Here is a 13,923-nt window from a genome sequence, read left to right on the forward strand (position 1 = left end):
CCTCGGCCTGGTGCCGAGGGTTATGCCCCGGGAGGGTTCTATGAGTTCGGCATCTTTATTGATTATGTGCGCCATCTGTGCCTGGCTTTTGCAGATTATTCTGGGCTGGTGGCAACTACGCCGTTTCAATCAGGCGTTTGAAACCCTGTGCCGTCAGTGTGTTACGGTCGGTGTCGGGCGTTCAGCCGGACGCTTTAAAGCCAGAGTGGTCATGGCGCTGGCGTTTGATGAACATGACCGGGTCTGTGATGGTTTTATCATGCGTGGATTGACAGTGTTTGCTCGTCCGCGCCACATGACGGCATTAATTGGTCTACCAAGAAATCAATTGGTGCCAAATGTGATCTTTCCAGAGGAACCAGCATGTCAGACTGCGCTTTCATTAGCGATTAAACCGAAAACATGATATTTTCATTTTAAAAGAAACTTTCTTTCATTTGGTGGCGTTTTACTTGTCTTATCTTGTAAAGGAAGTGATGGAAATAGCATGTTGGGATAAAATCGTTATGAAACCTAAGCAGCGTCAGGCAGAGATCCTGGAATATCTGCAAGCAAACGGTAAAGCCTCGGTGGAAGACTTATCCAGTCAGTTTGCCACGACCGGTACGACTATCCGAAAGGATTTGACTATTCTGGAAGACGAGGGCGCCGTAATCCGCACTTATGGCGGTGTGGTACTCAGCCGTGAAGAAGGCGATCAGCCGATTGATCGTAAAACCCACATCAATACCGCCAAGAAAAAACAGATTGCTTATGCCGCCGTGCAACTGATTAATGACGGCGACTCGCTGATTTTTGATGCGGGCAGTACAGTGCTGCAAATGGTGCCCTGGCTGACACAATTCAATAATATCACCGTGATGACTAACAGCCTGAGCATCGTGAATGAATTGGTTGAGCTGGATAATGATCAAACCATTCTGATGCCGGGAGGAACGTACCGTAAAACGTCCGCGTCTTTTCACGGCAGTCTGGCGGAAGCCGCTTTTTCCCATTTCAACTTTGACAAACTGTTTATCGGTGCGGATGGCGTTGATATCAATGCCGGTGTAACGACATTCAATGAGCTTCATGCGGTCAGTCAGGCGATGTGCCGCGCCGCCCAGCAACGGATTCTTCTGGTGGACTCGTCCAAATTCGGCCGTAAAAGTCCGAATGTCGTCTGTGAGCTGAGTGCAGTGGATATTTTGATTACCGACAGCGGCATTAGCCCGGAATACCTCGACACATTGAGGGCGAAGGGAATCAATGTGATTCTGGTGGGAGAGTGATGATGAGTGGCCGTTTACTGGCGTTTGCCCGGGAAACGCTGGAAATAGAAATTGCTGAAGCTCAGCGTATGTTGGCGCGATTGGATGAGCGCACGATCCATGCCTGTAACCTGTTGCTGGAATGTCAGGGAAAGGTAGTGGTATCGGGGATGGGTAAATCGGGACATGTCGGTAAAAAGATTGCAGCATCTCTGGCCAGTACCGGCACTCCGGCGTTCTTCGTTCACCCGGCTGAAGCATTGCATGGTGATCTGGGCATGATTGGCCCGCAGGATGTGGTGATTTTTATCTCTTATTCCGGCCGGGCGCAGGAACTGAATATCCTGCTTCCCCTGCTGGCGGAGAGTCAGATCCCGGTCATCGCGCTGACCGGTAACGCAGAATCACCATTAGGGTTGGCAGCGGCCTGTGTGCTTGATGTCAGCGTCGCTCGCGAAGCCTGCCCGATGGGATTGGCTCCGACATCCAGTGCGGTAAATACGCTGATGATGGGCGATGCACTGGCTATGGCTTTGATGCGTTATCGTGGCTTCAGTGCGGAACAGTTTGCCCGTTCACATCCGGGGGGAAGTCTGGGTGCTCGGTTATTGAACCGGGTACATCACGTGATGAGATGTGGTGACCGGTTGCCCAGAATTGAATTACAGGGCTCGGTGATGGATGCCATGCTGGAACTCAGCCGTACCGGACTGGGATTGATTGCAGTTTGCGATGCGGAAAACCGTGTAGCCGGCGTGTTCACCGACGGTGATTTACGTCGCTGGCTGATAAAAGGTAAAACACTTGATGCCTCTATCCTGCAGGCGATGACCCGACCCGGTTACCAACTCCCCGAGGAGTGGCGGGCGAGTGCCGCGCTGGATGCGCTGCATCATGAACATATTTCCGCCGCGCCGGTAGTTGATAGCGAAGGTCGGCTGGTGGGGGCAATTAATCTGCATGATTTGCATCAGGCTGGTATTAGCTGAGTGGTTATTCACTCTAATGATAATAACGGCCCTGGTATGACATGATGCCCGGTCTGTTGATAACCCCATATATGGCATCAGAACGGCGGTAATGGGAGATAGAGAATAAAGCATCCGCGCCAGGGATGGCGCGGCTTAAGCTTACAGGGATGGATTTACAGCGTCTTTACGATCTCCCTGTTATCGCCGCTATGCGCACGTTGTTATCAACCTTGGCATGACACGATGCGGCCTTTTAGTTAACTGCGATAGAGACGCAATGGTTTATATTATTGCGCCTAACAGCAGCGTTGCGCCAATCACCGTGGAAGCACCACCGATTCGGGTGGCAATCTGGGCGAACGGCATCAGTGACATACGATTGGACGCCGACAGAATGGCCACGTCGCCCGTGCCACCCAGACCGCTGTGGCAACTGGTGACGATCGCGGCATCCACCGGATACATATTCAGGTAAGGCGCGATGAAGAAACTGACCAGCGCCATGGAAATCACCACTGAACCACACACGATGACGTAACCCACCGAGAAGACAGCCACGACGCTTTCCAGTGGCACATAGAGCATGCCCAGACCGATCATCAACGGCCATACCAGTGAGCTGGATACGAATTTGTAAAAACTGTTGGCCCCGGTTTCCATGCTGTCAGGGATAAGGTGGGCGTATTTACACAATACGGCAATCAGAATCATCAACACCGGGCCGGGGATATGGAAGACTTTTTCAAACAGTCCACCGAGGATAAAGAAGGTGCAAATCAACAGTAATCCACCCCCCATCAGATGAAAGTCAACGGGTTTTGTGGCCTCGCTGACTGCAAAAATCGCGTTATCCTCATTATTTCGAACCAGTTTCCCTTCACCACTCAATGTTTTACGTTTGGTGCCGAGACGAGATAACACGCCAGCACAAACAATCGCAAAAATGTTGCCCACCACTGCGGCGGGTGCCAACTGCGCCACATACACGTCTGGTGTATGTCCCAGAATGGCTGAGTAAGCCAGTGACAGTGGCAGAATGCCTTCACCAATACCGCCGCCGATAATAGGGACGATAATGAAAAAGAAGGTGTGGTAAAAGCTGTAGCCGAACAGTTTCCCTACCAACAGGCCGGCGGCGACGGCGGTAACAGTGCCGATAACCAGCGGTACAAACATACGGATCATTCCCTGGATCAGAATGACCCGGTTCATGCCCAAAATACTGCCGACCACCAGACTGGCGATGACAAAATAAAGGAAATTGGCCTCTTTCATCAGTAATTTGACGGTATCTAATGTATTAGGTTTAAAAATATGAAAATAAACCAATATAGAAGGAACCATCAGGCAGAGAATGGCTGGACCGCCAATATCTCTCAATATTGGAATAAGGCGTCCGATATGAGCCAGTAAAAACCCCAACGTCATGATAACGGCGAAACCGCCAATCATGTTCTTGGGTAAATAACTGGCATACGCGGCAATAAAAACAATCGCTGAAATAGCCAGAAAAAGAATGACGGGAACAGAACCAATCTGCGTTTTATTTAAACTGCTCATAAAACCTATTGGTGATAGTGGAGTAAAAACATCCTCACTCATGACATCAGTTTCTGTTTTTTTCATTATATTCACCATGTTATAGCGGTATGGCACAGAGCGTTTCTATTAATTGTTCAAAACGCGTAGGAGAAGTTACTTAGTTTTTACACATAATAATGGGATAAATAACGGCGTATATTTTTTAGCACTATTATTCTATTGCAGGTAATTTAGCATGGTTAAATGTTAAAAATAATATGTATTAAAGATTCACGTGAAGGAATTGTGAAGTTGATGGCAGAATGTTTTTAAATAACTTAAATCTTGATTTTGTAATTAAACTTATTTAACGTAAAAATGATGATATAAATAACTAATGTTAGTGACTGTCATTAATAGAAAACTAACAATGCTGTCTAATAATAATAAGTAAATATTAAACTTTAATAATTAATATAAATAATATTCTCTGAGCATATGCCCGATAAGGCTCATGATACAGGAAGGCGGTAGGTGAGTGAATTTCCAGGCGTTTATACAAATCAAGGATTGGGGTGACAAATCTGCCGAAAGCAGATTTGAACGTCGCTTGCAGCGGCCCCAACGGGGCGAGCCTCAGGGATGAGCCGGACGCCAACGTTACCGGCAATTGATTCGATTTTTTGACTATACTTACTTATCTGTATGGCATGACGGATGGTTGGCATGAGCGTCTGCCGCCCGTTTTGTTTCCCGCCTCAATGTGACGCTGTCCATGAACGTTCATGCCGAACGAGGGCCAGTTTGATTCACCCACATAATGTCAGCCATAAAGTTTTTTTATGTCGCGTAGATAGTTTTTGATCGTGTCTCTGGATGATAGGAAAGTATCACCCCTTTGTGCGTTTTGTTATTATTTTAACTTTAATTTAACCTTTTTAACAAAAATAAATGCTCAGTTATTCAGCGTTTGAAAGGAATATCTTATGTTTTTTTAATGGCGATAATTATTGCTTTTAACGCGATAAGCAGTGTTTGTGGTTATTTTTTTTGTTTTTTATAGATTTTATGACTAATTGTTGCGCTTGATACGCTCATTTATTGCTGATGACTTATATAAGTATTTTTTGTAAATCATTACAGGTTATATTGACGTTATTATGATCTATTGACAAATTGGTGACGTTACAAGGAGGAAGAGCAGCGGATTGCCTGAATGAATGACGGTTGTTCAGTTGGGTTAGCGGAGTTTTTCCTGCTTATTCTGCACATTATTCCCCCGGTTATCGAACCATGCCTACGGGCAACAAAGTACAGACTATCGAGATAAAGAAAAATAGGTCTGACTGCTAACACACAACATCCACAATGGAGCACAAGTAATGGCTAAATCCCTTTTTAAATCAAGGGTACTGAAATTCGGCCTTGGTTTATTGGCGCTGTCCGTAGCGGCTGGCGTACAAGCAAAAACACTGGTGTATTGCTCAGAAGGTTCTCCGGAAGGTTTTAATCCACAGTTGTTTACTTCCGGCACGACATTTGACGCCAGTTCCGTTCCAATCTACAACCGTCTGATTGCATTCAAACCGGGTACTACCGAGATTGAACCAGGCCTGGCGGAAAAATGGGACATCAGTGCTGATGGCAAAGTCTATACTTTCCACCTGCGTAAAGGCGTGAAGTGGCAAAGCAGCAAAATTTTCAAGCCTACCCGTACGTTCGATGCTGACGATGTATTGTTCTCTTTCGAACGTCAGTTGGACGTCAACAACCCTTACCACAAAGTATCTGGCGGTAACTACGAATACTTTGACGGCATGGGGATGCCACAACTGATCAAGAAAATAGTGAAAGTGGATGATTACACCGTCCGTTTTGAGCTGGCCCATGCCGAAGCGCCGTTCCTGGCGGATTTGGCGATGGACTTCGCGTCTATTATGTCTGCCGAATATGCCAATAATATGATGAAAGCCGGTACGCCGGAAAAAATTGACCTGGATCCCATCGGTACTGGTCCGTTCCAGTTAGTGCAGTATCAGAAAGACTCTCGCATTTTGTATAAAAAGTTTGCCGGTTTCTGGGGTACCAAACCGGGTATTGACCGCCTGGTCTTCTCCATCACGCCGGATGCGTCTGTGCGTTACGCCAAGTTGCAGAAAGATGAATGCCAGATCATGCCGTATCCGAATCCGGCCGACCTGGCCAGTATGAGGAAGGACAAAGACATCACGTTGCTGGAAAAACCGGGCCTGAATGTGGGTTACCTGGCTTTCAACGTAGAGAAAAAGCCGTTGGATAACGTGAAGGTCCGCCAGGCGTTGACTTATGCGGTGAATAAGAAGGCTATCATTGAAGCGGTTTATCAAGGTGCGGGCCAGGCGGCCAAAAACCTGATTCCACCGACCATGTGGGGCTATAACGATGCGGTGAAAGATTATTCTTACGATCCGGCAAAAGCGAAAGAGCTGTTGAAAGAAGCTGGTCTGCCAAATGGTTTCTCTATCGATCTGTGGGCGATGCCGGTACAGCGTCCCTATAACCCGAATGCTCGTCGTATGGCGGAAATGATCCAGGCTGACTGGGCGAAAATCGGTGTGAAAGCCAAGATCGTAACCTATGAATGGGGTGAGTATCTAAAACGCGCCAAAGACGGTGAGCACCAGACTGTACTGATGGGCTGGACCGGCGATAACGGGGATCCGGATAACTTCTTCGCCACGCTGTTCAGCTGTGATGCGGCGAAAAAGGGCTCTAACTATTCCAGATGGTGTTACAAGCCGTTTGAAGACTTGATCCAGCCAGCGCGTACCACGTCTGATCAGGCCAAACGTATTGAGTTGTACAAGCAGGCTCAGGTTGTGATGCACGATCAGGCTCCGGCACTGATTGTGGCCCACTCCACCGTGTATGAACCGATCCGTAAAAACGTGAAAGGTTATGTTATTGAGCCGCGTGGCATACATAGCTTCAATCACGTTTCATTAGATTAATCATTCAATAAGTCAATCCATTATGGGCGATGGCAACGCTGTCGCCCCTGTCATTTCTGCAGAGAAATGGCAGGGGGCAGGTTTCAACGTCCAATAAGTCTGTGTCTCGCCATAATGCGTGGACGCTGTTGGCGGTGCGCAGTCTGCACAGTGTGAGCAATGCTAAGCCTGATGGTATCAGGAAAGCTATATATAGAGAGTTCGGGATATGTTGCAGTTCATACTCCGGCGTTTGGGGCTGGTTATCCCAACGTTTATTGGTATTACCCTACTGACTTTCGCTTTCGTGCATATGATCCCCGGTGACCCGGTGATGATCATGGCAGGAGAGCACGGTATTTCCCCCGCGCGTCATGCACAGCTAATGGCTGAAATGGGACTGAATAAGCCGTTATGGCAGCAGTACCTTCACTATATCAATGGCGTGTTGCATGGTGATTTGGGTGTGTCGCTCAAGAGTCGCATTCCGGTGTGGACCGAGTTTGTGCCGCGCTTTAAGGCCACGTTGGAACTGGGTGTCTGCGCGATGATTTTCGCGGTGATTGTTGGTATCCCGGTGGGCGTGCTGGCGGCGGTGAAACGCGGCTCTATTTTCGATCATACTGCCGTGAGTATTGCCCTGGCCGGTTACTCCATGCCGATTTTCTGGTGGGGTATTATGCTGATCATGCTGGTCTCGGTGCATTTTAATCTGACGCCGGTGGCCGGGCGTGTCGGGGATACGCTATTTTTGGACAACTCTCATCCGCTGACCGGTTTCATGTTGATCGATACCTTTATCTGGGGCGATCCGGGTGATTTTAAAGACGCAGTAATGCATATGATTCTGCCGGCGGTTGTGCTCGGCACCATTCCTCTGGCGGTGATTGTGCGTATGACGCGTTCGTCGATGCTGGAAGTGTTGGGAGAAGATTATATCCGTACCGCCCGCGCCAAAGGGTTAAGTCGTCTACGGGTGATTGTGGTGCATGCGCTGCGTAACGCCATGCTGCCAGTCGTGACGGTGATCGGGCTTCAGGTGGGTACGATGTTGGCCGGCGCGATTCTGACCGAAACCATTTTCTCCTGGCCGGGGTTGGGGCGCTGGTTGATCGATGCGCTGCAACGTCGTGACTATCCGGTGGTACAAGGCGGAGTGCTGATGGTCGCGACCATGATTATTCTGGTCAACCTGCTGGTGGACTTGCTATATGGCGTGGTTAACCCGCGTATCCGGCATAAGAAATAAGGGAAGGCTGAGATGACACAAGTCACTGAATCTGTAGTTAATAGTGCACCCAAGCCGATGACCCCGTTGCAAGAATTTTGGCACTATTTCAAACGTAATAAAGGGGCCGTTGTGGGCCTGGTTTATATCCTGGTGATGTTCACCATTGCCTTGGGCGCTAACGTATTGGCTCCTCATTTGCCAGCGGAACAGTTCCGTAATTCGTTGCTCAATCCACCCGCCTGGCAGGAGGGTGGTAGCTGGCATTTTATTCTGGGTACTGACGATGTGGGCCGCGATATTCTCTCTCGTCTGATGTATGGCGCCAGGCTGTCATTGCTGGTGGGCTGTATGGTGGTGGTGATGTCGTTGGTTCTTGGCATCATCTTTGGCTTGATGGCTGGCTACTTTGGCGGCGTGGTGGATTCTATCATCATGCGTGTAGTCGACATCATGCTGGCGCTGCCAAGTCTGTTGTTGGCGCTGGTACTGGTGGCGATCTTCGGCCCTTCTATCGTTAATGCCTCGATAGCGCTGACGTTTGTGGCGCTGCCGCATTACGTGCGTCTGACGCGTGCTGCGGCATTGGTGGAAGTGAGCCGCGACTACGTCACCGCTTCACGCGTGGCGGGTGCCGGACACCTGCGTCAGATGTTCATCAATATTTTCCCTAACTGTCTGGCACCGCTGATTGTGCAGGCATCAATGGGTTTTTCCAACGCCATTCTCGATATGGCTGCGTTGGGTTTCCTCGGTATGGGGGCACAGCCACCTACGCCAGAGTGGGGTACCATGCTGTCAGATGTGTTGCAGTTTGCGCAGAGCGCCTGGTGGGTGGTGACATTCCCCGGTATGGCAATTTTGCTGACGGTATTGGCATTTAACCTGATGGGGGACGGCTTGCGTGATGCTCTCGACCCCAAACTCAAGCAGTAACAGAGGTAGAGAGATGGCATTACTCAATGTAGATAAACTGTCCGTACACTTTGGTGATGAAGGGCTGCCGTTTCGTGCGGTAGACCGTATCAGCTATCAGGTGGAACAGGGACAGGTGATGGGCATCGTCGGGGAATCCGGCTCCGGTAAATCGGTCAGTTCATTGGCGATCATGGGGCTGATTGACTATCCCGGCAAAGTGATGGCCGACAAGCTGGAGTTCAACCAGCGCGATTTAACGCGGATTTCAGAAAAAGAACGGCGTCAGTTGGTGGGATCGGAAGTGGCGATGATTTTCCAGGATCCGATGACCAGCCTTAACCCGTGTTACACCGTAGGCTTTCAGATCATGGAAGCTATCAAGGTGCATCAGGGTGGCAATCGCAGGACTCGTCGTCAGCGGGCTATTGACCTGCTCATACAGGTGGGGATTCCCGATCCGGCGTCGCGGTTGGATGTGTACCCGCACCAGCTGTCGGGCGGAATGAGCCAGCGTGTGATGATCGCCATGGCAATAGCCTGCCGTCCTAAACTGTTGATCGCTGATGAGCCAACCACGGCGCTGGACGTCACTATTCAGGCGCAGATTATCGAACTACTGCTGGAACTGCAGCAGAAAGAAAATATGGCGCTGATCTTGATTACTCACGATCTGGCGCTGGTATCGGAAGCGGCACACCACATTATTGTGATGTACGCCGGTCAGGTAGTGGAATCCGGTAAGGCGGAAGATCTTTTCCGTGCGCCGCGTCATCCCTATACCCAGGCGTTGTTACGTGCGTTGCCGGAGTTCTCGACGGATAAATCCCGGCTGGCGTCGCTGCCGGGTGTGGTGCCAGGGAAATATGACCGTCCGCAAGGCTGTTTGCTGAATCCACGCTGCCCTTACGCCACCGATCTTTGTCGCCGGGAAGAGCCTGAACTGCGGGATATCCCGGGACGTCAGGTGAAATGTCACACACCGTTGGATGATGCGGGGAGGCCGACTGTATGAGCCTGACCATGAATGAAACCGGACAGCCATGGCTGTTGCAGGCGATTGATTTAAAAAAACATTACCCGGTAAAAAGCGGCCTGTTCGCACCGGAACGTCTGGTGAAAGCGCTGGATGGTGTCTCGTTTACATTGGAACGAGGTAAAACGCTGGCGGTGGTGGGTGAGTCTGGTTGTGGCAAGTCTACGCTGGGGCGTCTGCTGACCATGATCGAAATTCCTTCCCAGGGTGAATTGTATTACCAGGGACAGGATCTGCTGAAGCCGGATCAAACGGCGCAGCAACTGCGGAGACAGAAGATTCAGATCGTGTTCCAGAATCCTTATGGATCACTCAATCCGCGTAAAAAAGTCGGTCAGATCCTGGAAGAGCCACTGGTTATCAATACCGATATGAGTAAGGCCGAACGTCGTGAAAAAGCGTTGGCTATGATGGCGAAAGTCGGGCTGAAAACCGAACATTACGACCGTTATCCACATATGTTCTCTGGTGGTCAGCGCCAGCGTATCGCTATCGCCCGTGGTTTAATGCTGGACCCGGACGTGGTGATTGCCGATGAACCGGTTTCTGCGCTGGATGTCTCGGTGCGTGCGCAAGTACTGAATCTGATGATGGACTTGCAGCAGGATATGGGACTGTCTTATGTGTTTATTTCCCATGACCTGTCGGTAGTGGAGCATATCGCTGATGAAGTGATGGTGATGTACCTGGGACGCTGTGTAGAGAAAGGCAGCAAAGACGCCATCTTCAGTAATCCACGTCATCCTTACACGCAGGCGCTATTGTCTGCGACGCCGCGTCTAAACCCGGACATGCGTCGTGAGCGCATCAAACTGATTGGTGAACTCCCCAGCCCGTTGAATCCACCACCGGGCTGTGCGTTTAACGCGCGTTGCCAGCGCTGTTTCAGCACCTGTACTCAGTTGCAGCCGCACCTGAAAAACTATGATGGACAGCTGGTGGCCTGTTTCGCTGTTGATCAGGAAGAAGGTCAAGGAGCATAACCACTGATAGTAAAGGACTGGTGGCTAACGGCCAGTCTGACATCAGCCCTGCTTAACTGAATCGCGTTGAATATCCGAACCATGCCATTCCTTGTACACGTGCGGGGGATGGCATTGTCGTTATAAAACATTATAAATATTGTTATAAACGCACATGTTGTCTGCTTTGAATCATACCGTTCTGTATATGTTTATCAGCCGTATTTGAGTGTAATTTTATTGGACGCTAGTGCATCCTGGTGGGTGGGTGTGCTCAGGTAAAGTGCCGGCCTGATTCATAGAAAGGAACCTTTGATGTCGATAAAAGATATGCTGTTAGCGCTTTGTGTCGTGGTGATATGGGGTCTCAATTTTGTAGTGATAAAAATTGGTCTGCACGATATACCTCCGTTTTTACTGGCTGGGCTGCGTTTTTTATTGGTGGCGCTGCCAGCCATTTTTTTTGTACCGGTTCCCCGTTTGCCTTTTCGCTGGTTGGTGGCCTACGGCATAACGATTAGTTTTGGTCAGTTCGCTTTTTTATTCTGCGCCATCAAGCTGGGAATGCCGGCGGGTGTCGCGTCGCTGGTGTTACAGGCTCAGGCGTTTTTCACGCTGCTGATTGGTGCATTACTGTTGGGAGAACGGCTGAAGTGGAATCAGGTAGCCGGTATTCTGGTCGCGGCAGCGGGTATTGTTCTGCTGGCCGAAAGTGGAACGGCTAGCTCTGCCACTGTAGGTGTGACACAGAGTACCCTGCTGCTTTCGCTGGGTGCGGCGCTGTGTTGGGCGTGCGGTAATATCTGTAATAAATTGATCATGAGTCGATACCGTATTCAGATTATGTCTCTGGTGGTGTGGGGAGCATTGATTTCAGTTGGGCCGTTCTTGCTTTGCTCGTGGCTGTTTGAAGGTCGGGAAGTGATCGTTTCCAGCCTGGTAAATATCCAACTGTCGACTGTACTGGCTCTAATATATCTGGCGTTTATTGCCACCATTATTGGTTATAGCATTTGGGGAAATCTGCTGGCGCGTTATGAAACCTGGCGAGTAGCGCCATTGTCGCTTCTGGTCCCCGTCGTCGGGTTGCTGAGTGCGGGGGTGCTGCTCGGCGAGACATTATCTTTGTTACAGATAACGGGAACATTACTGATTATGCTGGGATTGTTGGTGAATGTATTCGGCGCCCGTTTGCTATCATTAACGTTGGCTCGGTAGGTCTTGGTATCATTGGCCGGGGAGGCGCATCCCCGGCAAAGCATTCTGGAATAACCTATTTGCTACTGACGAATACCGGTGTATTATTTTAATAGATTAAATTTATTCATTAGCTAGATTAAACTAAACTCTATATCTCAATACTCCAATGTACCGTTAGGTTTCCGAAAGTTTATGATAGGTGTTTCATAATATTTCTGGCTTTCGGCCTTTATTTATTAGATTGTCTAAATATTATTTTTATTGTCATATTGTAATTTTTACGTCTGATATTTCTCTTTATTTATCTCTTTTTTTACACTAAGAAATACTCTGTTACCAACATAGCATACAATTATTTTAGTTAAGGAATTTACCTTTATCATAAATGTCGGTATAAGAATGCTCTTAGACAGCTATTTTGCTTTGTAACGTGCTAATCAATTACCCTCCCAGGGAAATATAGATCAGATGAAAAGCTATGATGATATGCAGCGCTTTAAGGACAAAGCCCAGATAAAAGATATTAACTTCAAGGAAATTACCGGGCCATTATTTCAATCTGAAACTCCAGGCTGGCCTATTATTAAACACCTATCAGGCAATCAGGAAAATGAGGATGCGCCATTACCCGATCAGCTGATAAATATCACCCAACTCACGCTTACCGGGGAGGGTGTACTTCCCGGATTGATGAATGCTTCCAGTCCAGACAAAGGCGCAAAACCATCGGTATCCGATAAGTCTAGTACCCTTGTCCACTCCATTGAAACAATGTTACCGCAGGCCAATCCATCACCGCTGGTACAGTCGGCTGTCGACGTAGTAAACACGACTGTTGTGAAAACTGCCCCTGCCAGTACGGCTGTGAAAACCGCGCCTGCCAGCGCAGATGTTCCCGTTGTGGCTCCCGTTTCGGCAACGCCTGACGCTAATCGCTTCCGGCATTTGTTCACTGTTCGTGACCAGAATGACCATCAATCTGACGCTTCTCCAAAGGCTGTGTTGCTTAAATCCTTGCTGGAGAGGATTGCATCATGCCGTTAGTTTGTGTTTGTTCACCCAAGGGGGGTGTGGGTAAAACGACTATAGCCGCCAATCTGGCATACTCGCTGGCTCGAGGTGGAAGTAAAGTTCTGGCGATTGATTTTGACGTACAGAATGCATTACGTCTGCACTTTGGTGTGCCTGTTTCTGATGAGCGCGGTTATGTGGCGAAGTCTGGTGAAGTAGCCGACTGGGGACAGTCGATACTGAACACCAAGGATAATATCTTTGTGCTGCCATACGGTAGTGTCACAGAAGCGCAACGTCAGGCCTTTGAGCATAATCTGGAGGCGGACCCTCAATTTTTACGGCGCGGTCTGAGCACATTATTGAATTATCCAGGCATGGTTATTATTGCTGATTTTCCGTCCGGTCCCAGTGCTGCATTGAAGGCTATGACCGACTTGGCAGACCTGCATTTGGTAGTGATGATGGCGGATACCGCATCGCTTTCGCTGATGCCACACATTGACGATAATAGAATGATTGGTCAGGCCTTGAATCAAAAGAAAGGTCATTATCTGTTGCTCAATCAGGTGGACAATCGCCGTACAATCAGTAATCAGGTGAGCGCTGTTGTGGAACAGCGTATGGCTGATAAATTGCTTGGTAGCGTACATCGTGATGAAAATGTGGTTGAAGCGAATGCATCCCAGCGTTCTATTTTTGATGTCAGCTCTGTTTCAGCCGCGGCTTTTGATATTGAATTAATTGAAAAACGTGTGGCTGGCCTGCTGAATATAAGAATTGGTAATGGCGAAGTCCATACCAATATACAAATACGTTAATCAAATAAGAAATTAATATTACTCCTGTCACTTATAGTA

General features: G+C 48.8%; 12 protein-coding genes. 11 read left to right on the forward strand and 1 reads right to left on the reverse strand.

Annotated features, from left to right (window positions below; all coding sequences use genetic code 11):
• Window positions 1–40: 40 nt before the first annotated feature.
• From gutM to gutQ, 3 genes are all read left to right on the forward strand, one after another.
• The gene (gene gutM / locus CWC46_RS03110) at window positions 41–406 is read left to right on the forward strand and encodes a transcriptional regulator GutM (RefSeq protein ID WP_021013654.1); all 366 of its coding nucleotides are present in this window, start codon (window positions 41–43) and stop codon (window positions 404–406) included.
• A gap of 100 nt (window positions 407–506) precedes the next feature.
• The gene (gene srlR / locus CWC46_RS03115; RefSeq protein ID WP_037380966.1) at window positions 507–1,271 is read left to right on the forward strand and encodes a glucitol operon DNA-binding transcriptional repressor SrlR; all 765 of its coding nucleotides are present in this window, start codon (window positions 507–509) and stop codon (window positions 1,269–1,271) included.
• 2 nt (window positions 1,272–1,273) lie between these two features.
• Window positions 1,274–2,239, forward strand: a complete 966-nt coding sequence (gene gutQ, locus CWC46_RS03120) for an arabinose-5-phosphate isomerase GutQ (RefSeq protein ID WP_021013652.1) — start codon at window positions 1,274–1,276, stop codon at window positions 2,237–2,239.
• Between the two features lie 264 nt (window positions 2,240–2,503).
• On the opposite strand, the gene CWC46_RS03125 is transcribed toward gutQ, so the two are convergent.
• Window positions 2,504–3,847, reverse strand: coding sequence for a 2-hydroxycarboxylate transporter family protein (locus tag CWC46_RS03125; RefSeq protein WP_037380422.1), 1,344 nt, complete (start codon window positions 3,845–3,847; stop codon window positions 2,504–2,506).
• A 1,277-nt stretch (window positions 3,848–5,124) separates the two neighbouring features.
• On the opposite strand from CWC46_RS03125, the gene dppA reads away from it, so the two are divergent.
• The 8 genes from dppA (at window position 5,125) to bcsQ (ending at window position 13,884) form a co-directional block, all read left to right on the forward strand.
• On the forward strand, window positions 5,125–6,732 hold the full coding sequence (gene dppA / locus CWC46_RS03135) for a dipeptide ABC transporter periplasmic-binding protein DppA (RefSeq protein WP_021013650.1): 1,608 nt from the start codon (window positions 5,125–5,127) through the stop codon (window positions 6,730–6,732).
• 208 nt (window positions 6,733–6,940) lie between these two features.
• A complete protein-coding gene (gene dppB, locus CWC46_RS03140) occupies window positions 6,941–7,960 on the forward strand; it encodes a dipeptide ABC transporter permease DppB (protein ID WP_021013649.1) in 1,020 nt (339 codons plus the stop codon).
• 12 nt (window positions 7,961–7,972) lie between these two features.
• Entirely contained in the window at window positions 7,973–8,875 is a 903-nt protein-coding gene (dppC, locus tag CWC46_RS03145; RefSeq protein ID WP_021013648.1) for a dipeptide ABC transporter permease DppC, read from the forward strand.
• A 13-nt stretch (window positions 8,876–8,888) separates the two neighbouring features.
• Window positions 8,889–9,869, forward strand: a complete 981-nt coding sequence (gene dppD / locus CWC46_RS03150) for a dipeptide ABC transporter ATP-binding protein (RefSeq protein WP_021013647.1) — start codon at window positions 8,889–8,891, stop codon at window positions 9,867–9,869.
• Window positions 9,866–10,873: a dipeptide ABC transporter ATP-binding subunit DppF gene (gene dppF, locus CWC46_RS03155; protein ID WP_021013646.1), complete on the forward strand. Its 1,008-nt coding sequence runs from the start codon at window positions 9,866–9,868 to the stop codon at window positions 10,871–10,873. The genes dppD and dppF overlap by 4 nt, the downstream gene beginning before the upstream one ends.
• A gap of 294 nt (window positions 10,874–11,167) precedes the next feature.
• Window positions 11,168–12,070: an EamA family transporter gene (locus CWC46_RS03160; RefSeq protein ID WP_021013645.1), complete on the forward strand. Its 903-nt coding sequence runs from the start codon at window positions 11,168–11,170 to the stop codon at window positions 12,068–12,070.
• 450 nt (window positions 12,071–12,520) lie between these two features.
• Window positions 12,521–13,096, forward strand: coding sequence for a cellulose biosynthesis protein BcsO (gene bcsO / locus CWC46_RS03165; RefSeq protein WP_021013644.1), 576 nt, complete (start codon window positions 12,521–12,523; stop codon window positions 13,094–13,096).
• Window positions 13,087–13,884 carry a cellulose biosynthesis protein BcsQ gene (gene bcsQ, locus CWC46_RS03170; RefSeq protein WP_021013643.1) on the forward strand — a complete coding sequence of 266 codons (798 nt, stop codon included), beginning with the start codon at window positions 13,087–13,089 and terminating at the stop codon, window positions 13,882–13,884. Before bcsO ends, bcsQ begins: the two co-directional genes overlap by 10 nt.
• The last annotated feature ends 39 nt before the right edge of the window (window positions 13,885–13,923 follow it).

Origin of the sequence: Prodigiosinella confusarubida (genome assembly GCF_002847015.1) — a bacterium.
GTDB lineage: Bacteria > Pseudomonadota > Gammaproteobacteria > Enterobacterales > Enterobacteriaceae > Prodigiosinella > Prodigiosinella aquatilis.